The sequence below is a fragment of the Acidobacteriota bacterium genome, assembly GCA_039028635.1.
In the GTDB taxonomy this organism is placed as follows: domain Bacteria; phylum Acidobacteriota; class Thermoanaerobaculia; order Multivoradales; family JBCCEF01; genus JBCCEF01.
The window spans coordinates 1-24302 of record JBCCHV010000082.1 but is presented as its reverse complement, the minus strand read 5'-3'; the positions used below and the strand labels follow the sequence as shown (position 1 = coordinate 24302).

General features: G+C 64.9%; 20 protein-coding genes. 12 read left to right on the top strand and 8 right to left on the bottom strand.

What is annotated here, in order from left to right:
* Positions 1 to 458 precede the first annotated feature (458 nt).
* The 5 genes from AAF604_23260 to AAF604_23240 all read left to right on the top strand — a co-directional run bounded on the left by AAF604_23260 (position 459) and on the right by AAF604_23240 (position 6799).
* Complete coding sequence (locus AAF604_23260) at positions 459 to 1802, top strand: hypothetical protein (GenBank protein MEM7052602.1); 1344 nt, start codon at positions 459 to 461, stop codon at positions 1800 to 1802.
* 770 nt (positions 1803 to 2572) lie between these two features.
* Complete coding sequence (locus AAF604_23255; protein ID MEM7052601.1) at positions 2573 to 3859, top strand: hypothetical protein; 1287 nt, start codon at positions 2573 to 2575, stop codon at positions 3857 to 3859.
* A 93-nt stretch (positions 3860 to 3952) separates the two neighbouring features.
* Entirely contained in the window at positions 3953 to 4627 is a 675-nt protein-coding gene (locus tag AAF604_23250; protein ID MEM7052600.1) for a hypothetical protein, read from the top strand.
* A 755-nt stretch (positions 4628 to 5382) separates the two neighbouring features.
* Positions 5383 to 5937 carry a hypothetical protein gene (locus AAF604_23245; GenBank protein ID MEM7052599.1) on the top strand — a complete coding sequence of 185 codons (555 nt, stop codon included), beginning with the start codon at positions 5383 to 5385 and terminating at the stop codon, positions 5935 to 5937.
* A gap of 322 nt (positions 5938 to 6259) precedes the next feature.
* Entirely contained in the window at positions 6260 to 6799 is a 540-nt protein-coding gene (locus tag AAF604_23240) for a hypothetical protein (GenBank protein ID MEM7052598.1), read from the top strand.
* Positions 6800 to 8062: 1263 nt separating this feature from the next.
* On the opposite strand, the gene AAF604_23235 is transcribed toward AAF604_23240, so the two are convergent.
* Positions 8063 to 10000 (bottom strand): VWA domain-containing protein, encoded by a 1938-nt coding sequence (locus AAF604_23235; GenBank protein ID MEM7052597.1) that lies wholly within the window; start codon positions 9998 to 10000, stop codon positions 8063 to 8065.
* 226 nt (positions 10001 to 10226) lie between these two features.
* Between AAF604_23235 and AAF604_23230 the strand changes: the two genes are divergently transcribed.
* Genes AAF604_23230 through AAF604_23215 form a run of 4 tightly spaced genes read left to right on the top strand, consistent with a single transcriptional unit; the run spans position 10227 to position 14056 of the window.
* Complete coding sequence (locus AAF604_23230; protein ID MEM7052596.1) at positions 10227 to 10529, top strand: hypothetical protein; 303 nt, start codon at positions 10227 to 10229, stop codon at positions 10527 to 10529.
* Between the two features lie 32 nt (positions 10530 to 10561).
* Positions 10562 to 10888 carry a hypothetical protein gene (locus AAF604_23225; protein MEM7052595.1) on the top strand — a complete coding sequence of 109 codons (327 nt, stop codon included), beginning with the start codon at positions 10562 to 10564 and terminating at the stop codon, positions 10886 to 10888.
* Between the two features lie 13 nt (positions 10889 to 10901).
* The gene (locus AAF604_23220) at positions 10902 to 11498 is read left to right on the top strand and encodes an ECF-type sigma factor (protein MEM7052594.1); all 597 of its coding nucleotides are present in this window, start codon (positions 10902 to 10904) and stop codon (positions 11496 to 11498) included.
* Positions 11495 to 14056: a serine/threonine-protein kinase gene (locus tag AAF604_23215; protein ID MEM7052593.1), complete on the top strand. Its 2562-nt coding sequence runs from the start codon at positions 11495 to 11497 to the stop codon at positions 14054 to 14056. Before AAF604_23220 ends, AAF604_23215 begins: the two co-directional genes overlap by 4 nt.
* Here AAF604_23215 and AAF604_23210 read toward each other — a convergent pair.
* From AAF604_23210 to AAF604_23200, 3 genes are read right to left on the bottom strand one after another with little or no spacing between them, the layout of a single operon-like run.
* Positions 14040 to 14594: a hypothetical protein gene (locus AAF604_23210; GenBank protein ID MEM7052592.1), complete on the bottom strand. Its 555-nt coding sequence runs from the start codon at positions 14592 to 14594 to the stop codon at positions 14040 to 14042. The two genes, AAF604_23215 and AAF604_23210, sit on opposite strands and share 17 nt — an antisense overlap.
* A complete protein-coding gene (locus AAF604_23205; GenBank protein MEM7052591.1) occupies positions 14591 to 15790 on the bottom strand; it encodes a DUF1579 family protein in 1200 nt (399 codons plus the stop codon). The genes AAF604_23210 and AAF604_23205 overlap by 4 nt, the downstream gene beginning before the upstream one ends.
* Positions 15783 to 17009, bottom strand: a complete 1227-nt coding sequence (locus AAF604_23200) for a PQQ-binding-like beta-propeller repeat protein (protein MEM7052590.1) — start codon at positions 17007 to 17009, stop codon at positions 15783 to 15785. The genes AAF604_23205 and AAF604_23200 overlap by 8 nt, the downstream gene beginning before the upstream one ends.
* Positions 17010 to 17099: 90 nt before the next feature.
* Here AAF604_23200 and pssA point away from each other — a divergent pair, with 90 nt between their 5' ends.
* Both pssA and AAF604_23190 read left to right on the top strand, forming a co-directional pair.
* Entirely contained in the window at positions 17100 to 17795 is a 696-nt protein-coding gene (gene pssA / locus AAF604_23195; GenBank protein ID MEM7052589.1) for a CDP-diacylglycerol--serine O-phosphatidyltransferase, read from the top strand.
* Positions 17796 to 17964: 169 nt separating this feature from the next.
* Positions 17965 to 18564, top strand: coding sequence for a DUF1579 family protein (locus AAF604_23190; GenBank protein ID MEM7052588.1), 600 nt, complete (start codon positions 17965 to 17967; stop codon positions 18562 to 18564).
* A gap of 115 nt (positions 18565 to 18679) precedes the next feature.
* Here AAF604_23190 and AAF604_23185 read toward each other — a convergent pair whose 3' ends face one another.
* From AAF604_23185 to AAF604_23170, 4 genes are all read right to left on the bottom strand, one after another.
* The gene (locus tag AAF604_23185) at positions 18680 to 19219 is read right to left on the bottom strand and encodes a hypothetical protein (GenBank protein MEM7052587.1); all 540 of its coding nucleotides are present in this window, start codon (positions 19217 to 19219) and stop codon (positions 18680 to 18682) included.
* Between the two features lie 227 nt (positions 19220 to 19446).
* On the bottom strand, positions 19447 to 20511 hold the full coding sequence (locus AAF604_23180; GenBank protein ID MEM7052586.1) for a deoxyhypusine synthase family protein: 1065 nt from the start codon (positions 20509 to 20511) through the stop codon (positions 19447 to 19449).
* A 40-nt stretch (positions 20512 to 20551) separates the two neighbouring features.
* Positions 20552 to 21277 (bottom strand): hypothetical protein, encoded by a 726-nt coding sequence (locus tag AAF604_23175; GenBank protein ID MEM7052585.1) that lies wholly within the window; start codon positions 21275 to 21277, stop codon positions 20552 to 20554.
* 9 nt (positions 21278 to 21286) lie between these two features.
* Entirely contained in the window at positions 21287 to 23209 is a 1923-nt protein-coding gene (locus AAF604_23170; GenBank protein MEM7052584.1) for an arginine--tRNA ligase, read from the bottom strand.
* Positions 23210 to 23436: 227 nt separating this feature from the next.
* Between AAF604_23170 and AAF604_23165 the strand changes: the two genes are divergently transcribed.
* Entirely contained in the window at positions 23437 to 23961 is a 525-nt protein-coding gene (locus AAF604_23165; protein MEM7052583.1) for a macro domain-containing protein, read from the top strand.
* Positions 23962 to 24302: the final 341 nt, after the last annotated feature.

Genomic DNA, 24302 nt, shown 5'->3' with positions numbered 1-24302 from the left:
TTGGCCGCGGGGGGGCGGGGGCCCCCCCCCGGCCCAACAAGCGGGCATTTTGGGGCACCCCCCCCCCCCGCGGGGTGTAACCCCCCCGCTTCGCTCTGCTGGACTCGGTCGCAGGTCGCCGGGGAGTTCTTCAGCGACGTGCTCGGCGGCCGCCCGTGGGCGCCACTTCTTCACCGTAGGGGCAAAGCCAGGGATGGGCGAAGAAACTCGCTGGGATTACCGGTTGCGGAAAAAATAGCGCTGTCGAACTCCCAGCCCTTCTATGTCAAGGGATAACTTCAGGGCTGGCGGGCGCAGTTCCGAGACTGGCTGTCACTTCAGCAGTGGGAAGAGGTTTCGCCCGGAATCGGTCGCCGGTGGCGGCATGCCCGGCGCCGTGCCTCACTCGGTTGAGCTTGTGATAGAACTCGCAAGCGAGGCGTCAGGCGGAATAAAGTTCTCGGAGGAAGCAACCGACCGTGCGCGACCAGCATCTCACCGTGTTCCAGCTTCTGCAGGTCTACGAAGGGCATCGCTCGCCGCGCGAGCTCTCGGACTTCGTCTTGCGCCACCTGCGGGCCCTCTGCCCGGAGTGCGACGCCAGCTTCGGCCAATACACGCGAGCCCTCGAGCGTCGCCGCCAGCGGCTGCTCCAAGAAGCCGACTACCGGCCCGCCGTCGAACAGGCAACGGTCCACGCAGCCCAACTCGCCGCTCGTCTCGCGGAAGACGAAGCCCGCGCCCCCCAAGAGGTTGCGGTCCTCCTCAAAGGGCCCGTTGGCACCTGGCAACGCCGCATCGAGAAAGCGCGCACCCGCTACCGCTCCCCGGCCGTCGTCGAACGCCTCCTCGAAGCAGCCCGCGGCACCCTACGCCACCAGCCCGCCGACGCCTTCGATTACCTCGACGCCGCCCGCGCCGTGGCCGAGCGCTTGAACCAAGAGCTCTACGGCGAATCCCTCTGCAGCGACCTGCGGGTGCGCATCGAAGCCCACCGCGCCAACGCCCTGCGCGTCCTCGGCGAGCTGCGCGGCGCCGACGCCCTGTGGGTCAACCTCCAAGCCCACCTCCGCCACCAGCCCGTCACCGACGACCTCCTCCTCGCCGAGCTCGCCAGCCTCGAAGCCTCCCTGCGCCAAGACCAGCGGCGCTACCCGGAAGCACAGCGCCTCCTGGGCCAAGCCGAGCGAAGGTATCGGGCGCTGGAGGACCGGGGCGGCTTAGTCAAGATCCTTACTCAGCGTGGTGCGATCGCGCGTCTTCAGAATAAGCCCGGGCAGGCGTTAGAGCATCTCGCCGAGGCTGGGGCTTGGGTGGACACAGCTGCAACTCCTGGGTTGGCGTGGATGGTGCTTCATAATCGGGCCCTGAGCCTCTGCGACCTCGGGCGGTTCGAGGAGGCCGAAGCCCACATCCGCGACTGCCGGCCCCTCGCGGCTAGGGTCTGTCGTCCCTCCGACCAAGCTAGGCAGGAATGGCTCCTTGGCCGGGTCGCGGCCGGAACTCGGCGAGCTGAGGAAGCTGAAAAGCACTTTGGCACCGCACGGAATCTTTTCCTGCGCTCTGGGATGCTGTACGACGCTGCTCTCGTTGGCTTCGATCTGGCAGAGCTTTTCTTGCGCACTCGCCGACCGTTCGAAGTAAAACGTCTGACTCAGCAGATGATCGGCACCTTCGAAAGCCAGAGGGTTGCCACTCACCTGGAGCGGTCCCTGATCCTCCTAAGGCAAGCAGCCACAACGGAGGCGATCACTCTCGAGCTTCTCGCTGAGCTTAGGCGCCACTTTCAGGCCCCCCGCCGGCCGAATCAGGCCACCTTGTAGGACCAAGATTTCACTGCCGGGCCCGCTTTCCCTACGGCACAATGTGTTGTCGTGGCGAAGCTTACCCTGTCAATGTTCAGCTTCTAAATTGTCGACTTAGATAAAATTCGCAGCGATATCGGAGTCCCTCTGGGAGTCCCATTCTCTGCTATTTGCGATACATGTCTTCATGAGCGAAGACTGACACGGCACGTCGCCGGCCGCAGTACTTCAGCTCAAGGAGGCGTATGAATGCAAAAATTAGTTGCAGTGACTGCGGTTATCTGCCTGGCGATTGCCCTGGCAACGCCCTTGGCAAATGCCAGTCGCGAAGCTCCGGCCCCAAACTCTGAACGAGGCTGGGTGGCTAGCTCTATGACCTGGTTGTCGGCTACCCTTGCCGCCCTCCTAGGATGGCCAGAAGTAGTCCGATTGGGGGCCGAGGCGCACCCGGACTTCGACCCCAATGGGTTGACAGTTGGACCTCGAACTCCCACCGAGGGCGAGCAGGGTGCTGGCCAAGGAAATCTACCGAGAAAACCCTCTTCCGACTCAAGTGAGCCTGGCCCAGACATTGACCCAAACGGTGGGCGCAGCGAGACTCATCCACCGACGAAGTAGGCCCTCAGAACGGTGCATCGAGGCGAGAGTCACGTGCCTCTTTCCTCGATGCCCTGGGTCTAGTTGTCCACTGAAAAAGTACCCGAAACTCTTGCCGGTGTCTCACGCGCAGGCCCACAGGCTACTATGTAGATGGAATGTCTAAACACCTAAATAGAGAAGATCTCGGTTTGCTTCAGGCAATGGTCGCGAATGGAGAACTGAACCCGGCGGTGGTCACATGGGCTGCCTTGAAGCTCTCGTTTGGGCACTGTAGTACCTGCAGGAAGGCGGTCGTCGCCTTCTCTGAGACCGTTCGCCGCAGAGTAAGACTTGGTGGTGAACGGGCTAGGGCCTACGAGGCTGTTGGCTTCGGGCTTCTCGACGGCGAGATCGCGCTCCGGCAAGACCGAAAGCGCGCCCAGGCGGCGATTTCTGCCTTGGCGGAGCTAGCTCCCGATGAACGGCTCGCTAAGGTCAGGAGGGCGCGGCAGCGGTTTAGGTCGCCTTCTCTTGTAGAGGAAGCGCTAAGCCGAGCATCGGTAGTTTGGAGCAATAGCCCTGAAGAAGCGAGATCTTGGATCGCCCTAGCCGATGAGCTAACAAAGAGGCTTTATGGCCGAAGCTACTCGCCAGCGGTAACGTCCTCCTTGGCGCTTCGGGTTCAGGGCTATCGTGCAAACCTGAGTCGTATAGTCGAAGACTATCGGCGAGCTGAAGTTGCTTGGGCTCGTCTCCGGCAAGACCCACGTCGGCTGGATATCTTAGAACCCGAGGCTGTAGCCGAGCTGTTTTCCCTCGAGGCATCTCTAGCATCTGCTCGCCGCGAGTTTGCTCGGGCAAGGGCTCTGCTGAACAAGGGGCTTTCTCTCTTTAGGCTTGGTGATTCGAGGGATGGGGTCTCTTCGACACTGATTCAGCTAGCAATCGTTGAGGCCCATGAAGGCGGCTACTCCAGTGCGTTGGGTCTCCTGGAGGAAGCCCAAAGCCTTCTTAGGCCAGGGAATGCGCTAAAGCGGGCGGGGCTACTTCATAATCGGGCTCTATATCTCGCCGCCCTCAACCGGTTTGATTCTGCAGAGCAAACTCTTCTTGAGTTTGAAGAAGCCCTAGCTGGAATTGAGAACAAAGGCCTCGAAAGGCTCCTTTTTTCCCTTCGGGCCCGAGTCGCTGTTGGACGCGGGCAACTTGGTGAAGCCGAGGTCGCCCTGAAGGCCAACCGGAAGTCATACCTGGACGCCAAGCTTTACTACAATTCTGCTCTATCCACCCTCGACCTCGCCGAGCTCCTCCTCGACCAAGGCCGCCTGAGCGAAGTCCAATCCCTCGCCCAAGAGACCCTCGCCGTCTTCGAGCGCCAGCAAGTCCCCGCCGAAGCCGCCCGCGCCATCGCCCTCTTCACCCGCGCCGCCCTCGCCGAGCGCCTCACCGTCGCCCTCCTCAGCCGCCTGCGCCGGGGCCTCGGGGGGCCGGGCTAGGTTGACATTCGGTCGCAGAAAGTTCCTTACAGACTGTTGCGCTCTCGCGCAAATAATCACCGATCTGGGAGACTTCGTGTTAGAGTTCCAGAAATGCTCGACTCGCTAAATCATTCTCGTCATTCTTCTGCTTTGGGTCGAAAGCGCCTGTTGTCCAGCGCGGTGCTCATTCTTTTGGCTGTGCTAGGCGGTGCCGGTGTCGCGAGCCGGGCGCTCGATCAAGGGCTGGTCGAGTCAGCAAATTCAGAGAGTGTTTCGCGGGATTTCAGGCTGTCGGCTGACCCAGCAGTTCGGTTGTTGGCGATCGTTTATCGCGGAGTCACGACAGGGCGAGAGACCCACCTGTCCCTGTTCGGCGATGGCCGGTTCGTGGCCGAGATGAAGGATCATCATGGCGGGCTTCTCCGTAGGGGGGAAACCAGCCTGCCATACGCTGAAGTTCGTTCGGTCATGGAGTTGGTGGTTTCCCATGGCATCGCGGACGTTGACGGACCCAGTGTGATGCGGAAGATCGAAGCCTCGGGCTCGGCAGGGAAGGAAGCCCGTTTTCTGCCTTCGGACGCAGGGACAGTGATGATTACGCTGAAGCTCGAAGAATACCTCCGAGACGGTGAGGTGCTGAAAGATCATTCGGCGAGTGTTCTGCTGGGAGAGCCTAAGATCTTGGCCCGTTTGGCACCTGGCGTTGCCGAAGTGAGAGGCTTTGTCGAGGTGTCGGCGCGGCTTAGGCCTTTGAGGCAGCAGCTCCTAGAGGGTGAGCACCCGTGAGGGGCTGGCTGTTGTTCTGTTGTCTGGTAGTTGCCTTGAGCTGGGCCAGCTTCGTATTTGGTGGAACGTTCGCCATGGTGGATAACCGTTCCGCCGAACCGCCATTGGCGCCCTTCCGCATGCAGCCGTTTGCAATTGTTCACCCTCCTGGCTACGCGGGCGGAGTTCCTCAGGTGGTCGCCGTGCGGATCTGCGTGCGGCCCCAAGACCCACAACTTGTCCCTAGCGTTCAACAAGCTATCGCGACCTGGAACGGTCTCGAAGCTGGTACGGGGAATTGTGAGAACTGCGTCCTGTGGGAGGAGAATTTGCCGCCGGACGCTCCGTATCATGCCTACTCGACGGTTCTCCATGAAATGGGGCATTGCGCCCTCGGCCTTGGTCATCCGAACCTCCGAGAGACCGGTCGCTTGCCAGTCGAAACCGCCACGGGAACTTGTGATGTTGATGAGGATGGGGAATGCGGTGAGTTGACAAGCTTCACCAACTCCGGCAACGCAACCCAGATTGCGACCAATACTGGGCTCCGCGGAGATGCAGATAATGACCATCAGAACTCGTGTCCCGTCCTGGGAGATCCGGTCCAAGGGCCCGCCGCCACTGCGCGGCCAACGACGGGCTATGAAACTGCTCGGCGAGAGGATCTTTGCGCGCGTTTGGTTGCTTGCCCGAGTCCTTCGATTTGCTGCCCTGCTTGTCCAGGGTCGGACTGCCCGTCTGTGCCATGGAACACGGTTGACTTTTCCTGGTTTCGGGTGAGCGACAACAATCCCTTCGTTGTCGACTCGCTGATCATCGACCGGGACTCGTTCTCGCGCAGAAAAGATCTTCTACCTGCCGGGCACAACTACGCTGCAAACGCAAACCGAGGGGTTGGCGACGCGACTGGATTTCCTGATACGCAGAGCGTCATGTATTCGCTCCTGGTTCCAGGGATGAAGCGAAATGGCCTCGCAGCCGATGACGTCAATATGGTCAAGATGGCGATGACCGGAGTCGACCGAATCGCCGGTACTCCCGACGACTACACCGTCGCGCTGATTTACGACCCGGATTGTCAGACCGCAGACATTCAAGTGGGCTTGACCGATACATTCATCACCGACGCCCAACAGACAGGTATCTGCGCCGCATTTCCTCGGCCTTCATTCTCGAACAGTGTTCACTACTCCCAGACACCGCTCTCGACGCTCGACCGGATCCTTATCGAGCTCAACCCAAGTGTCACTTGGGACTTCGAGGTCCCCTTGATTTTTCGGGGAACTTTCGAATCTGGGAACCTCCTGGAATGGAGCGCTTGGAGCCAGTAGCTCGACAATTCAATCCGCCTTACCAGACGCTGAGACAAACAGCACGGCGAGAAGCGCTGCGACTTGCAGTGGAGGGCGGGTATTGCCCAGGGTGACGGGACCGCTCGCTGTCGGCCCGACTGTCAGGACAATTACCCCTCAAGTATCGCTCCAAGCGCTAGGGGGGAGCGCCGCGTTGCTACGCCGGTGGTGTCCTAGATGTGTATTGGTCCCAACAGAGAGGTGGCGCTGAGAGATTGGAGGGGCTCTCCCTGCGGCCCTCGGGTCGCTGTAGACTCTGCGATGTGCGGTGCGTTGCCGCTCCGAAAACGAAGGAGGCTGGGTGGAAAAACAACTTCGGCAGCGAATCGCGTTTGGCTTAGCCGTAACGCTTCTGTCGACTGGTGCTTCAGTAGGGGCTACCTACGTCATGAAGGAGTACCGGCAACTGCTCCCCTGGCCCATTATTCTCTCCTCAGTATCCGTGCTTTCCGCTGCGGTGGTCCTAGCCTGGGGGTTCTACCCGAGATGGACTTCAGACGGCCTCGTTTGGGAGAAGCGTCAGAATGTCAAAGTCCGCGGGCCGGGATCAACGCCAGCACGCTACGACATGGTTATTGAAGTTCGGGCCGAAAGCGCTGTTATGCAACCCGTCAATCTCAGGATTAGGCTTGAGGAGCCATTGAAAGAAACTGAGGTGCTTGCGTTCCACGAGAGTAATGGTCAGACGAAGATCATTGGCGATGGGAGCTTCGGGCATCTATGGGTTCGCGGCAAGTGTGTCTTTGTGCGCTATGCCACGCCGCCGTTAAGGGAAGGTGAGGCTCTGAAGGTCTATATTCCGGAAGGAAGGCTGCCGATTCAAGTGGCCCGTCGGGACTAGAGCACTCTAGGTTCGTCCAATTCTTGCTGACGCCATTCGTTAGCCGGGGCAACCGGCGAATCTGCATGCGCAGAGTGAGAGTCTGCCGCTCGACGGTTCAGATGCCGATACGCCCGATCGCCGGGTTGCTGTGAACGGCGGTCCGCTCGGTGCCTAATATCGAAGGCGGCGAGTTCGCTCCCGCGTCCTCGGCTCCGTATCCGTATTCTTGACGGGCCTGTAGTCCGCATGGACTGCCAGGTGATCGTCGAAGGCAGTGGAATGTGCTCTGCGTGCACTCTGCAGCGGGAACACTAAAGGTAGCGGTGCTCCTGTAGACTTCCTCTGAACGAGGCACCTTTCCTGTCCTCTTTGAGGTTCCTATGTCAAATGAGAAGCACAGTAGCCTCCGAATAGCTGCGGGTGCCGCGGCCGTCTTAGCTGGTGCCTTCGTAGTTTTTCAGTTCGCTGTTGAGCGAGGCGCAGTCGTAGATCCTGTCGCGTGGACCGTCTTGGCATGGACGTGCATCGTCATTATGCTTTCGGCGTTGGTTGTCGGTGGCCTTGCGGCGATCCAATTTGTGTGGGGTGAAGTGAGAGGAGGGCGAACGCTCGTAGAGTACGTTGCGGAGAACGGTCCCGGGATGGCCCAAGTCAGAGTCAGGAATCTAGGGCGGCCGGATACATTCGTAGCAACGGCGACGGTTCTCGATGTCCAGGAGCAGGTGAGTAATCCTAGGTTTCTAAGAAGTTACAACCTGGGCTGGATGGGACACAGTTGTCCTCGGGCCGAACTCTCGTGCGGCTCACTCGACACGCTAAAGGTCGCGACATCACGAACCGAGGTTGAGATACAGAACTCCCCGACTGGTCAACCTGTTCTTGAGCTGATGCTCTGGGGTTGGGAGGATGGCTCGCTACAGAAGAAGGACTGGTTCCGCTGGCACTACGGAGACTCGGACGCGGTGATCGTTACGTTGGCGATTGAGGTTTTCGCCCAACGTTCAAAACGCCCTTCGCGGCGCATTTTCGAGGTCAAGAATCTCCCTTCCGGCGGGGTCTCAATCTTGGATAAAAATAGCAACAAACCAGGTCCATTAGGCCCCAAGGCCTCTTGACGCTGATGGATCGCTCAGCGGCACCGACTTCGAGGGCAGCCTGGCCCTCGGCTATCGCTTCGGGTTCTGATCACGATACCGCCCCGGAAGGCTTCGCTTCCGGGGCGGCCGATCACGACGGGCTCTGGGCGGCTCGGATCCGAGCCCAACCCAGAGCAGTCAATCCTCAACCACCAATTTCGAGCCGACTCTCCTCGTCGGCGGTGACGGTGACCTGATGGTCTTGGCCGCCGACACGCACGGTGTAGGTCCCCGGTAGGAGCTCGAGGGCTGGGCCGCCGACGACTCCGCTGGCGACCACGGTGGTGCCGTCGAGGACCTCGAAGGGCTGCTCGAGGGAGCTCTGCACTGCCTGGCGCAGGGCCTCGCCGTCCTTGGCTTCGAGGTAGCTACCGCCGCCGCGGCGGGCCCAGGCGGCGAACTGCTCTTTGGTGGTCAGCTCGTCGATGGCGAAGCCGACGATGTTGATGCGCACGTCGATACCGGACTGGCGCAGGGCGGTGATCGCCGCTTCGGGGTCGCCGTCGCAGGTTTCCTCGCCGTCGGTCACCAGCACCACCACCTTCGGGCCGCTCGCCGTCGCCAGGTCCGCCGAGACCTTGGCCAGGGAGTCGGCGATCGGTGTTTTGGCGAGGTTCTTGGCCTCGATGCTCGCGATGCGGGCGCGCGCCGCCGCCTTGTCGAGGGGCGCCAGGGGGATCTCGAGATCGGTGCGGCAGGCGTCCGCCTGGCGGTGCCCGAAGACGCGCAGGGCGAAGGGAGTGCCGGCCGGAAGCACATCGTCGACCAGGTCGGTGAGGGCGCTGCGGGCGAGCTCGATGCGGCGCGTGCCGTCGAGCTTCTGCAGCATGCTGCCGGAGGCATCGAGGATGAGCTCGACGGCGCCGGGGGCGTCGCCGCCGGTCTCGCTACCGCTGGCGGCAGCACCGGCGGCGACCACCCGCAGGCTGCCCGGGATCTTCCCCGGCGTGACCTCGATCGGGGTTGCGGCGAGGGTCAGGTAGCGCTGGCCGGTGGCGTAGCGCACCTCGTAGTCGCCGGGCTCTTTGGGCGCCTCGAGACGCAGGGGGTTGCCGCGGCGGGTGTAGGCGTAGGGACCGTAGTCGCGCACCGGTGTGCCGGCGGGCACGATGGTGATGAAGTCGCGTGGATTGTCCGGCCCGCTCCACTCGACCTCGAAGACGCTGCCGCCTTCGACCGTCGGCGGAGCCGAGACGGTGGCGTTGGTGGCAGTGACCGTCAGCGCGCTCGAGCCGACGACGCGATAGGTCTGGCCGAGGTGGTAGCGGACTTCATAGTCCCCGGGCTCGTCCGGCGCATTGAGGGTCTGAGGGCTTCCTTCCTTGACATAGACGTAGCGCCCGTATTGCCGTTCTGGGGCGCCGGCCGGATCGATGGAGATGAAGTCGCGGCTGCCCTCGGGGCCGGTCCAGGCGATTTCGACCGGGCTGCCGGCGAGGGCCGTGGCCGCGGCCTCGACGGTGGCGGTGACTTCGCCGACCTCGAGCGGCGAGCTGCCGATGACGCGGTAGCCGCTGGCGCCGAGGTGGTAGCGGACTTCATAGTCCCCGGGCTCGTCCGGCGCGTTGAGGGTCTGAGGGCTTCCTTCCTTGACATAGACGTAGCGCCCATATTGCCGTTCTGGGGCTCCAGCCGGGTCGATGGAGATGAAGTCGCGCGGATTGTTCGGCCCTGACCAGCGAACCTCGACCGGGCTGCCGGCGGCGGCCTGTTGGATCGCTTCCAGGGTCGCCGAGACATCGGTCACCTCGAGCGGCCGCGACGCCAGGATCGAGTAGTCGTCGTGGCGGTGGTAGCGCACCTCGTAGCTCCCCGGCTCGGCCGGCACCGGCAGGACGCCGGAGCTGTCCTCGCGGGTGTAGATGTAGCGGCCGTACTGGCGCTCCGGGGCGCCGGCGGGATCGATCGAGATGAAATCGCGCGGGTTGCTCGGCCCGCTCCAGCGCACCGATAGCTGGCTGCCGGCCGCCGCCTGGCCGGCGGCCTCGAGGTTGATCTGCTGAGCTCCCAAGGGAAGACCGAACACGAGAAGGCCGAGAACGGCCGAGAGCAAGACAAAGCGATAGCCGAGGTTCTGAGACATGGGTTCTCCGAGGCGGGTCGAGATAAGAGCGACAATCGGATTCACTGCAGGAAACGCAATTCTAGGGTTGTGGCGGAAATCTCGCCGCAGTTGATACAACCGCAGAGCAAATCTCGCGTGCTGGACCAGTTCTACCACCGGTCGGCTCCGGGAGCCGCCGTCGGCGCCCTTGCCGACGGCCTACCGGCGCCGGCCTCACCGAGGCTCGATCTCGAAAGGAGACGGCATGAAACGTCCGTGGCTCGGCTCGATCTTGGCAGTCGCTCTGCTGGCTCTGACCCTGTCCGTTGGGGCACAGCCCGAATTCTGGAAGGCGACGCCCGACAGCGAGGGCGTCTGCGATTTCCTCGAGGACGTCTACGTGTTCAGCGATCGCAAGGGAGAGTCCTTCATCTGTGCCGACTGGATCACCGAGAGCGGTCCAGAAGTGACCTGCTGCATCCCGGAGTCCGCCTTGGCGGGCGGTGATCGGGAGGCTTGCGAGACCATCATTTCGACCCCTTCGACGGACGACCGCCCAGGCCTCTAGAGATCGGCTGAAGACGCGAGGAGCTCATCACCATGCCAAGGAAGCAAATCGTCCTCTTGTTCGCCTTCACCTTGATCGTCTGTCTGGCGCCCGCCGCTGCCGAAGGGCAGGTCGGGGAATGCAGTGACGCCTACTGTGCCAGCGTGTCGCCGCTCGACTTCTGCTACTGCCCGCACTGTCCCTGGGTGGTGCTAGAGTGCTATCTCCGCCCGACATGCGCCATCGAAGCGAGCTGGCAGACCCTGCCCGACGGCAAGGCCAAACCTGGCCTGGAGGCGGCCGATTCGGCCGACCAGGAGCGGGCTGGCTCCGCCGCGGCCGACGAGGGCCGAACGGAGGCGTCTTCGGACGCTCGCTGAACGCCAGGGGACAATGACCACACGAGGCGAGATCACCGAGCTGCTGGTGGGTTGGAGCGAGGGTGATCACGCCTCCCGAGAAGCCCTGATGGCGCGCATCTATGGCGAGCTTCAGCGGCTGGCGGCGAGCTTTCTCAACCGGGAGCGTGGCCGCGTCACCCTCGACACGGTAGGCCTCGTCACCGAGGCCTACCTGCGTTTGGTCGATCAGCGGCGGGTCGATTGGCGCAACCGGGCCCACTTCTTCGCCATCGCCGGGCGCATCATGCGGCGCATCGTGGTCGATCGTGCGCGGCGTCAGCGGGCGTTGCGCCATGGCCACGGTCGCGAGCACTTGGCGCTACCCGATGCCGGACCTCTGGCGGTGTCCAGCGACCCCGAGCTGGTGGCCCTGGACGAGGCGCTGGAAGCCCTCGAACGGCGCGATCCGGAGCAGGCGCGGGTGGTCGAGCTGAGGTTCTTCGGCGGTCTGGCGAGGCGCGAGATCGCGACTGTCTTGGGGCTCTCTTCGGCCACCGTGGCGCGGCGCTGGCGCACCGCCCGAGTCTGGTTGTTGCACTACCTGAGCGCAGGCCGAGGACTCGAGGATGTGGACGGCGGAGCGCGATGAGCTCCGACCGGTTGCGGCGCCTGAACGATCTCTTCCTGCGCGCCCTCGATCGGCCGGTCGAGGAGCGCAGCGCGTTTCTCGAGGGCGAAGCCGGCGAGGACGCCGAGCTGCGCCAGGCGGTGGCCCACATGCTGGCGCTCGATTCCGAATCCCGTACGCTGCTCGATCGACCGCTGGTGGAGGAGGGCTGGAAGGCGCGGTCCATCGCTGGCGAGCTGCCGCCCCTCGCCGCCGGCCAGCGGCTCGGCCCCTATCGCCTGATTCGCCAGCTCGGCGAAGGTGGCATGGGCCTGGTCTTTCTGGCCGAGCGGGACGATCAGGGTTTCGAGCGGCGGGTCGCCCTCAAGGTGCTGCGGTCCGGCCTGCAGGGGGACGAGATGGCCCGTCGCCTGCGCCGCGAGCGCCAGATCCTGGCCGATCTCGAACATCCCCACATCGCCCGTTTGCTCGACGGCGGAGCCACTGCCGACGGCCTCCCCTACCTGGTGATGGAGCGGGTGGACGGCCTGCCCATCGACCGCTTCTGTGACCACCACCGCCTCGATCTGCGGCAGCGGGTCGATCTCCTTTTGGAGGTCGCCCGGGCAGTTCACTTCGCTCATCAGAACCTTGTGGTGCATCGCGATCTCAAGCCCGCCAACATCCTGGTGCAGGCGGATGGGACGCCCAAGCTGCTCGACTTCGGCATCGCCAAGCTGCTGGCCCCTTCGCCGGCGCCGGACACGGCGACGCTGCTGCGAATCCTGACCCCGGACTACGCCAGCCCGGAGCAGATTCGCGGTGGTCGCATCACCGTCGCCTCGGACGTCTACTCGCTGGGAGTCGTCCTCTACCACTTGCTTACCGGTGTTCTGCCCTTCGACTTCGGCGAGCGCAGCTTCGAGGTCATCGACCGCACCCTGCGCGAACGACTACCGGAGCCGCCGAGCCAGCGATTCTCGGGGGGATCGGCGGCGTCGCTGGCGGCGCGGTGCGCGGCCCGGCGGGGTGATCCTGCAGCCCTGCGTCGGCAACTCCAGGGGGATCTCGAGGCGATCGTGTTGCGAGCCCTGCGCAGCGAGCCGGCGCAGCGCTATGGCTCCATCGAGCGGCTGGTCGAAGACCTCGAGCGCTGGCGCCTCGGCTTTCCGGTGCAGGCCCGCCGCGGTAGCCGTCTCTATCGGGTGGGCAAATTCCTGCGCCGCCATCGCCTGGCCTCGGCGGCGGTGAGCGGTGCGCTGGTCACCCTGGTGGTGTTCTCGCTGGTGGTCGCGGTGATGGCGATGCGCTTGGCCCGCGAGCGGGATCGCGGGGTCGAGATCCAGCACTTCTTGGAGGAGGTCTTCGCCCTCGCCGACCCGGGCGTCGGCGGCGGCGAGAGCTGGACCGTTCGTGAGGCCCTCGATCGTGGCGCGCTGCGCCTCGAAGGGCGCCTCCAGGAGCAGCCCGAAACCCGCGCCGAGCTGCTCCAGGTGATCGGCAAGATCTACAACAATCTCGGTCAGTCACAGCAGGCTGGCGAAGTGCTGGAGCGGGCTCTGACGCTGCGTCGTGAGCTCTACGGCGAGGGCAGCGCTGAGGTGGCGGCGACGCGCTCGGCGTGGAGCCAGGCGCTGCTCGGTCTCGGCCGTTTCGACGAAGCGGAAGCCGAGGCGAGACGGGCGGTGGAGCTGCTGCAGGCCGCCTCCGGAGAGCGCGATCCGGGCTTGGCGGAGGCTCTCAACGGATTGGTTTCGGTGCTCTGCCATCGCAGTCGTTTCGCCGAGGCGGCGGAGCCGTCGGAGCGGGCCCTCGCCCTGGCGCGGGGCGCTTCGCCCTTGGTCGAGCTGCAGGCGGTGAACAACCGCGCCGTGGTGATGCGTGGCCTGGGCGACTACGAGCGCGCCGCGACCTTCTATCGCGAGGGTCTCGCCGCCAGCCGGCGGTTGTTCGGCGAGCGTCATCCCCTGGTGCTGCGACTGCTGGGAAACCTCGCCACCGTAGAGCGCCGACAAGGGCACTATGGCGCGGCCGTCGATCACTACCGCCAAGGGCTGGAAGTCTCGCAGCAGCTCTTCGGGGCCGACCATCGATCACAGGCCAATCTGCGCTCCGGCCTGGCGGTGGCGCTCGGAGCCTTGCAGGACGAGGGCGCCGAGGAGGCCTATGAAGCGGCGTTGGCCTCGCTCGAGACGCACTATCCAGCGGCCTTTGGTCAGACCTTGCGGATCCATGCCTATTTCGCCACCTTCCTCCTCGACCGTGGGCGGGCGGCGGAAGCCGAGGCCCTGCTGGCGCCGCGTCTGGTCGCCTGGTCACGGGAGCGTCCTTCGGACGATGTCTTCGTCGCCCTGGTCGAGAACACCCTCGGGGCGTGCGCTGCCGATCGCGGCCGCTGGAGCGAGGCGGAAGCCCTGCTGCTGCGCAGCTTCGAGATCATCCGGGCGAAGGACAGCGGCAAGCGCGAGCACGCCCGCCTGGCGCGGCAGCGCTTGGTCTCCCTTTATCAGGCGCTCGATCGGCCCGAGCTGGTCGAGCGCTACCGCCAGGCCTCTCTGGAGAGCGAGACCGGTCCGGCGGCGGCTACGGGGGAGGGGTAGGCCAGGGGAGCGGTGGGCTGGCTTCGCCCTTTGGGATGGCGAGGCGCTCCGTCTTTGGGCCGCGCACGACCTCGATCTGGAGGGCCGGAAAGGAGCGCGACACCTCGAGAACCAGGCTCGTGCTGTTCGCGGGGCCCTGGCCGTGGAAGACCGCGCGGTCACCGAAGGTACCGGCTTCCGCGGTCGCCTTCGGCAGCTCGATCTCGACGCCGGTGCGCTGACCGTCGATGCGGAACCGCAAGCGCCGCCGCAGAGTTTCCCGGAGCCGTCGCTCGCTGACCTGGCGCTGCTCCGGGTCGAGGGCGGCCACCTCCCGCCTTGCCGCCTCGCCGCCGTGGCCGAGGGCGCGACCGGTCGCCAGGCTGTCGAGATCGAGCACCAGCTCGAGCCGGAGCTCGCCTGGCGGGGTCAACTCGAGGCGGCCTTCGAGGGGGGCGCTCTGGTGAGCCGCGCTGGGCCCGGCCATCGCCAGCAGAACCAGCGCCGCGAGCGCCCTTCCGGTGCGGCGGACCGCGGTCCGCCGCGGGTCGATCTTCACTCGGCGTCGGCTCGCCGATAGGTCAAGCGGACGTGGTGGAACCAGTTCTCTCCGGCGTCGTTCGAGGTCGCCAGGTCGACCTTGAAGGAGTCCGGCGTCACCTCGTAGTAGGTGGTGCGGCTGTAGGTCGGCCTCTCGGTGCCGATCGCCGATTCGGTGGCCAGGTCGTCGAGGACGATCTTGTCCTCCTCGTCGCGGCTGCCGACCTGCAGGTTGAGGTGACCGCTCTGGTTGTCGATCACGCTCAGCGAGTAGCGTTCGCGGAAGCGGTCCCAGCTCAGGGAGCGGACACCGGAGTAGGCGCGGCCGTCGAGCTGCAGGACGATCGCCTCTTCCAGCAGGCCGCCGTCGAGGCGCGACCGGATGGCCGAGGTGGTCTCGGCTTTCTGCCAGTCGGCTCCCGGGTAGGGCCTGGTCTCGACCTCGACCTGCCAGTCGCCGGTGAGGTCGGCGAGGGCCAGCATTTCCTCCGGACGGGGCAGGTTGAAGGCGCCGTTGGGAATTTCCGGGTTGGCGACCGCCGTGGCGACCTCGAGCAGACGGTGGCGAATGAAGAACTCCGCCTCCACCAGGTGCGCAATCTGGACGCCGCCCACCGGTCGGAAGTCGGAGAAGTAGGCCCGTCCCCGGTGTGGACGACCGAAGTCGACCATCGGCAGCAGGGCACCGGCTTCGAGGAAGGTGGCGGCATCGAGGAACCAGGTCTCCTCACCGCCGTAGGCCATTTCGAGATCGAAACGCCAGGTGTCTTGACCGTCGAGATCCTCGCGCTGCAGGTCTTTGATGCGGTGACCCTTGGCCTGGTAGCCGATCAGCGGGGTGTCGAAGTCGGCGATGGCGCGCACGGCGGCGAGGTCCGGCGGCGTCGAGGCGATCGGCCAGTCGACGCCGCTCAGGGGGTTGTGGTTCCAGGCCCCTTGCCCGTCGAAGGCATCGATTACCGGCGCCTCCATCATGCTGTATTCGAAGCGCAGCGAGCTCGGTCGCTGGCGCCAAAGCTTGAAGGAATTGGGCTCGCTGAAGGCGGTGTAGGTGCCCTCGAGGAGCAGCCCCTCGAGGCCTGCCAGAGCGGCCTCGCCACCCTTGGCTGCGATGTGCTTGGCGATGATCTCGTCGGCGGTCATCGCCGCCGGCTGGGCGACCGCCGGCAGCGCCACCAGCGCGGCGAGCAGCGCCGAGAGGGCGAGCCTAACCACCGGCCACCTCCAGGCAGACGATCTCCTGCTGGTCGCGCAGGTAGAGGCGGCCATCGGCGAGGGCCGGGGCGCTCCAGGTCTTGCTCTTGAAAGCCTGCCAGCGGCCGGCTTCGCTGTAGGACTCGGGAGTCGCCTCGGCGAGGGCGAGCTGACCGCGGTCGCCGAGGATGAAGAGCAGGCCGTCGGCGGCGATCAGGGTGCCCTTGCCGAAGCCGCGGCGGGCCCACTTTTGCTCGCCGGTGGCGGCGTCGATGCACTTCAGGGTGCCGTTGTCGAAGCCGTAGATGAAGCCGTCGTGGTGTACCGACGAGCTGAAGTGGTTCTTCATGACGCGATTGCGCCACACTTCCTGAACCGAGGTCTGGCCCTCTTCAGTGCTGATCTCGAGCAGGACGGCGCCGACGTCGGCGGAAGCCGACACCATCACCCGATTGGGGGGCACGAAGACCGGCATGGCGATCGCTCCGGGCGGCCATTCGTGGGTCCAGAGCACCTCGCCCTCTGGGGAGATGCTGGAGATCTCGCGCGCCGTCGAGTGGACGAAGATGAGCTGGCGCACGCCGTCGACGGTCACCGCGATGGGCGACGAGTAGCCGCCGCCGCGGCTCTCGCGGTTGGCCCAGCGCAGCTCGCCGGAGGTCTTTTCGAGGGCCACCACGGCGCGTTGCTCGCTGCCGCCGATCTCGAGGATGAGGAGGTCGCCTTCGATGATCGGTGAGGGACAGAAGCCACGCTGCGGAACTCGCGCTCCGAAGGTCTCGGTGACGTCGATCTGCCACTTCACGGTGCCGTCGGCGATCGCCAGAGCGCTCAGCTTGCCGGTCGAGGACAAAGCGAAGAGGCGGTCGCCATCGACCACCGGCGTCGACCTCGGGCCATTGCCGAAGGCTTCCTCGAACATCGGCCCGATGACGGTGCGCCAGACCTCGTCGCCGGAGGCCGGGTCGAGGCGCAGGGCGTACTCGTTCTCGGCGTCGCCGGCGAGCACGTAGACCGCCTTGTCGTGGGTGGTGACGGTGGCGAAGCCATCGCCGATGGACTTGCGCCACAGCACCTTGGGTCCGTCTTCGGGCCAGGCCTTGAGGAGTCCCTTCTCGTTCGATACGCCGCTGCGGTCGGCACCCCGGAACTGGCTCCAGCCGGCACCCTCGCTGGTGCCTGCCAGCACCAGCACGGTGGCCGCCAGGCCCCAGACCAGGAGCATTTGTCGTTTCACCATCTCGTTCCTCCTCGATCGGACATATTCACCGCATCATACGTCTTGTCGAGCGGCGGGTTGCCCGCCCCTCGACTGCTATGCTTGTTGGCCGTGTCTCAACCGAGCCCAGCCCGTCTGTTCGTTCCCGGAGTGCTGACCTCGGCCAACATCGTCTTCGGGTTCCTGGCGATGATGGCCGCCAGCGATGGTCGCTTCGACCTCGCCGTCTACCTGTTGCTGGGAGCGATCATTCTCGACATCCTGGATGGCCGGGTGGCCCGCATTCTCAAGGCCACCAGCAAGTTCGGCCAGGAGCTCGACAGCTTCAGCGATGCCCTCAGCTTCGGTGCCGCACCGGCCTTCCTGGTGCAGCGCAGCCTGTTCCCGGAGCTCGGCTCGTTGGGGGTGGCGGTGAGCGTCAGCTACCTGTTGGCGGCGGTGTTGCGGTTGGCCCGCTTCAACCTGACGTCGGACATCCACCGCAAGGCTCGACGGACGCTCGGCGTGCCGACCCCGATCGGCGCCGGATATCTGATGGCCCTGGTGTTGATGCGCGATTCGGTGCCGATGGTGATCTCGGCGTCGATCGTGGCGTTGATCGCGGTGCTGATGGTGTCGCGCTTGCCCTTGCCCGAGGTCGCTATGGGGCGGGCCGTCGCTTTCACCCTGTTCGTCGGTCTCGGCACCTACATTGCGATGGTCTTGCACCCGAACTGGTACACGGTGGGGGTTTGGAACCTGTGGAACGTGGTGATCTTGGTCACCGCGAGGCTGACCGCCGAGCGCACCCCTTCGGCGGTCGTGTAGGGACCTCCCCGTGGCCGTCCGCGGCGGGGAACGCTGGTAAGATCATTCAACGGTTGAATCTTGCTGAATATGCTTTGTCGGCTATGATAAAGCGCTGAGCGCTCGGGCCCGGCCGGACCGGCCGCAGTCCCGGTGCCCCCGGATCACACCAACTCTGGAGGACTGTTCGATGACGAATTCCCGCATCACCCTGTGGCTGGCGATGGCCCTTTTGCTGATCTCCGGCGCGGCCGTGGCAGATCATCACGAGGAGGCCGGTGGTGGCAATGACATGGCGCAGGCGATGGCGTCCGCGATGGCCCTAGCTCAGCCCGGCGATTGCCACAAGCCCCTCGGCGCGCAGGTCGGCCAGTTCAACGTCAAGATGAAGATCTACCCGGGCCCCGGCGCTCCGGCGATCGAAGCCGACGGCACCTCCGAGGGTGCCTGGATTCTGGGCGGTCGTTTCGTCGAGACCAACTACTCGGCCACCATCATGGGCCAGCCCTTCGAGGGTCAGGGGGTCGAGGGTTTCGACAACCAGACCAAGGAGTACACCGGTACCTGGCGCGACACCATGGGCACCTACACGCTGGTCTTCAAGGGCAATTGCGACGGTGAGAACAAGGGTCGCACCATGCTCACCAACATGAAGGACCCGATGGGCAACGACCTGCAGAACCGTGGTGTCACCACCGCGACGGATACGGGCTACACCTACGAGTCCTACATCATCACGCCGGACGGCGGCGAGTTCAAGAATCTCGAGCTGGTCGCGACCCGCAAGTAGGCTGGCTCTCGCGAGCCCTCGAGGGGCTGAAACCGGTTCCTCGAAAAACTAAGGACCCCGGCGCTCGCCGGGGTCCTTTTGGTTTCTCTTGCGAGGCGACGGTCAGTCGCCTGCGCTAGTTGTTTTCGGGGCCACCGGGTTGCCCGATATCCCCTTGCTTGCGCAGAACCTCCCACAGCTCAGCGGCTTCGTTGGCTCGCTCGGAGGTCTCGTTCATGGCCTCGGCGTCGGCCTGCTTCTCACGCGCCTGGTCGCGGGCGGTCTGCGCTTCGGGGTGCGCGACCCCGACGGCCTGTCCAACTTCCTTGGCGGTCGCTTGGGCCTCGGTGGCGTCGTTCTCGAGCTCAGCCGCGACCTTCCCAACGTTGGCTGCCGCCTCGGATGCCGGACTGGGAGTGCTGCCATCCCGCGGTGCCTGTGCCGCCCGGGCTTGTGAGAAGACGGCTCCGACAATGGCTGCGAAGTCGACGTCGAGAGCCTCACGGTCCGAGCTTGCTTCTTGCGCTTCCCGCTCGCTCGCCTCTCGCTCGAGGTGTTCGCGGTACTCGCGCTCGGCCGCCTCGCGGTTGCCGCCTTCGCCGTGAATCATTCCGGCGGTCGCCGGGACTGCGAGTAGCAGCACCATGGCGCAAATCGTGATTGTGTTTCGGAGCATCGGCACCTCCTTTTCGTGAAAGGTTTTGCACAAACAACGCTCGTCGATAGGTTAGGCAAGACGTGTGCCACGGCGAGAAACCGGCAGCATTCACGGCGGTTGAAGAGAGAATACGAGGCGTCGCCTCCTCGCCGTTCAGGGGGATTCCTGCCTTTTTGGCCTGATTTTGGGAAGGCTGGATTCCTGGCAGCCTTGGGTTGCCCCGCCCTGACAGCCCGTGGTGCTTCTCAGGCGCCCTGAGACTCCAACACCGCCCGCACCAAGAGCGGCCAGCCGATGGTGGCGTCGCAGTGCACTTCGGAGAACTGGCCGCCCTCCTCCGGGCTGAGGAACTTGCCCCAGGAGACCCCTTCCGAGTAGGTACAGCCGCTGAGGCCGCCCCAGTGCACCGGCTCGGGGCAGATGCGTACCGCGTAACGGTAGCGCGGAAGCGGCATCTCGGAACCCAGTCGCAGGTTGAGAATGTCGAGGAACGGCGCGATCTGCTGGGCCCAGTTGCGGGGCACGCCGCCGCCGATGGTGAAGATGCCGAGTCGCTTGGCCTGCGAAATGCGGCGGGTGAAGTCGAGCAGGTCGAGGAAGGGATTGAAGGCCGGCGGCGCCTGCGAGAAGAAGGCGTCGAGGTCTTGCTCGGCTCCGGGTCGGTAGGAGCTCCGCAGGGCGTGGGTGGCGACATCGAGGCCGAGCTCCGAATCGGTGAAGGCCGGCACGTAGACCGGGACGCCGGCGCGGTAGGCGTTGCCCAACACGCTCGGCAGCAGGTCGTGATCCGCCAGACGTCGGCCCATGGCTCGGTGGAGGGCGTGGGACGACAGGGATTCGGCGGGGTCCCAGTCCGCCAGCACGTCGGCGATCAAGCGCTCCGCCTGGCTGAGATTGGCCTCCATCTCGAGGGTGTCGTAGACCCGGTTGTAACCCCATTCGTAAAGCTGCTCGTCGCTGTGCGTCGGGTCGTGCTTGTAGTGCACACCGCCGATCGCTTCGGAAAGGCCGTGGGCCATCAGGGCGCCGGTGGAGACGATCAGATCGGCCATGCCGTGATCGATCATGGTGCACAGCACGCGGCCCATCTTGGCGATGGTCATGGCGCCCGAGAGGGTGACCACGATGGTGCAGTCGGGGTCCTCCACCATCGCCCGCAGCACGCCGAAGGCCTCCCCCAGACGGCGCCCGGCGAAGGCGGTCTTCGACATGCCCTCGAGCAGGTCCGAGAAACTCTCGATGCGCTCGACGTCGAGGGCCTCGAGGGGCTCGAGGCCGTCCTCCCGTCCATCGTGGAGCTTGCGGCTCATGGCGTGATCTCCCGGTCGGTCGAGGGCTCTCTTGGTCTGGTCAGCCGTCTTGACAGAGATCGAAGGACGACAGGAACTTCCTCAAGGCTGCCGGGTCCGCCGGCGTGCCGCTCCAGTCGGCGTTCGCCGAAGGCGTCTCCGGTTGGGGATCCGGAACGAACCACAGGCCGACCCGCAGGAGGCCGTCGGGGCAGTCGATCAGCATCATGGTGGCCAGGCCCGGGGTCGCCTCGGTCATCTCTTCTTCGGGGAAGCCGAACTCCTTCTGGGTGATCTTGAGGGGGCCTCGGCGGGCGTAGTAGAGCACTTCCGCCGGGGCGATCTCGAGGCTGCCGCGGGCGAGCTCCTCGCGCACCTCGAACTCGACCTCCTCTTGCTCGATGCCCTGGCCACCCTCGCGGTAGGCCTCCTCGAGCTTGTCCTTGCGGCCGAACCAGTTGCGCATGCTGACGAAGAAGAAGGCCGATCGTACCCGCGCCGGCGGCGGCTGATCGGGGGTGGCGTCGGCGAGCAGCGCCATCTGGATGACGCCCGGTACCCGCATGCCGCCAAGGGGCCGATAGCCGGCCGGCAGCTCGCCGTGGGGCAGCACCGCGGCGAAGGAGGCGCGTCGCGAAACCGGCTCCTTCATACCGTCGCGAAAAGACTGGTTGGCGCGGTAGCTGGAGACCGTGAAGGCGACGATGGTGAGCATCACCAGCGTAAAGATCGATGCACAGCCGCAGCCGACCCAGGACGCCGGTGAGATTTTGCGTGGAGTGGCCAAGGTCGCGCCCTACATCTGCTCCGGCAGCGGAATGCCGAGCAGATCGCAAACGGTTTCGAGACCGCGCTGGAAGATCAGCGCCGCCGCCAGGCGGGTCTGGCGAGCGATCGGATCTTCCTCCCGCAAGATCGGTGAGCGGTGGTAGAAGGCACTGAACTTCTGCGCCAGGTCGAGGGCGTGGCGGGCGAGCAGGGAGAGCTCGAGATTGCCGCCGACTCGCTCCACCTGCTCCTCGATCCGCAGCGTGTCGAAGGCCAGGTCCCAGAGGTCGTCGCTCCACAGCTCCGCAGGTCCTTGGCGCACTTCGGCGGCGCTGACCTCGGCGGCCAGCTCTTCGGCGGCGAGACGGCGCTGGATGTTCTTGACCCGTACCGCCGAGTACTGCAAGTAAGGCCCGGTCTCGCCCTCGAAGCTGAGGGCTTCGTCGAGGTCGAAGGCGATCACCCGGGTGGTGGTGGCCTTGACCATCAGGAAGCGCAGCGCCGCGGTGGCGATCTGGTGCGCCAGGTCGTCGAGCTGATCGTCGCTCCATTCCGGGTTGCGCTTGGCGATCTCGTCGCGACCCTTGGCGATCAACTGATCGAGCAGGTCGTCGGCCTTGACGCCGATGCCCTTGCGGCCGGACATCTCGAGGGCCTTGTCGGAGCCCTCGGCGAGGTAGCCGAGCTGCTGAGCGGTGGCCGAGGACAGCGCCACCATCTCGTAGGCGAAGTGGATCGAGCGCTGCGCCTGCTCCTGATGGCCGAGGGCCTCGAGTCCGGCCTTGACGATGCGCTGCAGGTAGCTCTGGCGATTGTCGATGACGTTGATGACGCGGTCGGCGCCACCGAATCGGCCGTCGGCGTCGGCGCCGTCGGGAACCGTTTCCCAGACCCCTTCCTGCTGCCAGAGGCGGTAGCGGAAATCGCGTCCCAACAGGCCGAACTTCCAGAGCTGATAGGCGATGTCCTTGCCGACGTAGGTCACCGTGCCGTCGGAGCGCACGATCACCTTGTCGGGGTCTTCGAGACCGGCGAACTCTTCCGATTGGGACAGCGGCATCACCCAGCAACCGGAATTCTTGCCTGCTTCCTCGAGCAAGATGGTGCCGCGCTCCTTGAGGCGCTCGAAGGCGAGGGCGAAGAAGTCCCGCGCCAGCACCTCGCTCTCCATCGTCAGCAGATCGTAGTCGACGCCGATGCGCCCCATCGTCTTGAGGTGACGATGGACGATGCGCCGCGACACCAGGCGACCCATGTCGGCGCGCTCGCCGCTTCCCTCTTCGAGGGCATGGAGCGTTTGGCGGCGTAGCTCGCGCCGAGCGGGGTCTTCGTCGTACCAGCGGCCGACGTTGCTGTAGAGGTCCCAACAGTGGAAGTCGAAGGGCTCCGGCAGGGCTTCGACCTCTGCCAGGGTGCGCCCCTCGAGATCGAGAAAGCCGACCACCACGTCGGCGAGCTGCACGCCCGTGTCGTCGATGTAGTTCTGCACTTCGACCCGATGGCCGAGGGCGCGCAGGGTGCGCACCAGCGAGTCTCCCAGGACGGCGTTGCGCAGATGGCCTATGTGGGCGGCTTTGTTGGGGTTAATATTGGTGTGCTCAACCACGACCTTTTCCCGGTCTGGGCCGTCGTCGGCGGGAGCGAGAACCGGGTTCTCGAGCAGGCGCGCGGCCATCTCTCGACGGTCGAGAAAGAGATTGAGGTAGCCCGCTCCGGCGATTTCGACCCGCTCGACGATCTCCGGCGGCTGGAATGCCTCGAGGATTTCCTGGGCCGTCTTGCGCGGTGCCTGCTTCAGCGTCCGGGCGAGCTGTAGCGGGGCGGGGAAGGCGAGGTCACCCAGCTCCCGGCGGGGGGCGAGCTCGGCGACCACCGGGTGGTCGACGTCGTAGAGCTCGCGAATGACGTCGTGGAGCTGTCGAGAGAGTTGTTTCTTGAGGGCCGTCAGCATGGCGCGGTGGAGTCTATGACGAGCCGCCGGCCGTGGCAAAGGCACCTTGCGGACGGGGTCCGGCCGGTACGACTCCAGGGGGCGAAAGGGATCTTTTTGGGAGCTCCGACGGTCGTGCGACCCGGGCGCGGCGGGATTACGGACGGAGGATCGCCAACCTTGTTATAATTCAAGGCTTTGGAGGGAGCTGAGCAGCGATGTCAGAGAAAATTGCGCAAAATAGGGTATTGCTGAATCTTGAAAATACTCAGCTGGAGATCCTGGAAGGCGATCTGACCGAGGTCGAGGTCGACGCGATCGTCAATGCCGCCAACGAAGATCTCCAGCTCGGCTCGGGTGTCGCCGGGGCGATTCGCGAGAAGGGCGGCCCGTCGATTCAACAGGAGTGCAACCGCATCGGCCACACGCCGGTGGGTACCGCCGTGATGACCGGCGCCGGCAACCTGAGCGCCAAGCAGGTGATCCATGCGGTGGGTCCACGGATGGGTGAAGGAGACGAGGATCGCAAGCTGGCCTCGGCGGTTCGTGCGGCCCTCGCCTTGGCCGATCGCAACGGTCTCAAGACCATCGCGCTGCCGGCCATTTCCACCGGCGTCTTCGGTTTTCCGGTGAATCGCGCGGCGCGCATTCTGCTCACCGAGGTCCATCGCTACCTCCAGGGCGGTACCAAGCTCGACAAGGTCGTGCTGGTGCTGTTCGACGACGAGACCTTCCAGATCTTCCGTCGCGAGCTGCGGCGCGGCTTCCGCTAGCAGGCTGCTGAAAAAGCCGCGGAGCGGCTTATTCAGAGCCTGCTGTTTTTTTCAGGGGGGCTAAAGGCGCCCCCCTCGGCCGCACGCACATGTCGTGCGGCCTCACCCCCGACCTCGGCGGCTCTTGCCGCCGCCTCGCCCGTTGGGCTCGGAGTCCCTTTTGGACCGAAACTCCGCGATCCTCGACTTTTCCTGCTGTTTTCCAGGGGGGCTAGAGGTGGAGTTGCCCCGATTTTGTGGACAGAAACCGTGCCTATGAGAATAGGCCTGGAGGAGTTCACAAAATGGTTGAGAAGCGTCGTCGTTTCAGTGAGGAGTTCAAGCGCGAGGCGGTTCGTCTG

Excerpts from the sequence above, each read along its gene's own strand:
- AAF604_23250 (MEM7052600.1), top strand. The coding sequence starts at position 3,953 with ATGCTCGACTCGCTAAATCATTCTCGTCATTCTTCTGCTTTGGGTCGA.
- AAF604_23235 (MEM7052597.1), bottom strand. The coding sequence starts at position 10,000 with ATGTCTCAGAACCTCGGCTATCGCTTTGTCTTGCTCTCGGCCGTTCTC.
- AAF604_23230 (MEM7052596.1), top strand. The coding sequence starts at position 10,227 with ATGAAACGTCCGTGGCTCGGCTCGATCTTGGCAGTCGCTCTGCTGGCT.
- AAF604_23225 (MEM7052595.1), top strand. The coding sequence starts at position 10,562 with ATGCCAAGGAAGCAAATCGTCCTCTTGTTCGCCTTCACCTTGATCGTC.
- AAF604_23220 (MEM7052594.1), top strand. The coding sequence starts at position 10,902 with ATGACCACACGAGGCGAGATCACCGAGCTGCTGGTGGGTTGGAGCGAG.
- AAF604_23215 (MEM7052593.1), top strand. The coding sequence starts at position 11,495 with ATGAGCTCCGACCGGTTGCGGCGCCTGAACGATCTCTTCCTGCGCGCC.
- AAF604_23200 (MEM7052590.1), bottom strand. The coding sequence starts at position 17,009 with ATGGTGAAACGACAAATGCTCCTGGTCTGGGGCCTGGCGGCCACCGTG.
- AAF604_23190 (MEM7052588.1), top strand. The coding sequence starts at position 17,965 with ATGACGAATTCCCGCATCACCCTGTGGCTGGCGATGGCCCTTTTGCTG.
- AAF604_23185 (MEM7052587.1), bottom strand. The coding sequence starts at position 19,219 with ATGCTCCGAAACACAATCACGATTTGCGCCATGGTGCTGCTACTCGCA.
- AAF604_23180 (MEM7052586.1), bottom strand. The coding sequence starts at position 20,511 with ATGAGCCGCAAGCTCCACGATGGACGGGAGGACGGCCTCGAGCCCCTC.
- AAF604_23170 (MEM7052584.1), bottom strand. The coding sequence starts at position 23,209 with ATGCTGACGGCCCTCAAGAAACAACTCTCTCGACAGCTCCACGACGTC.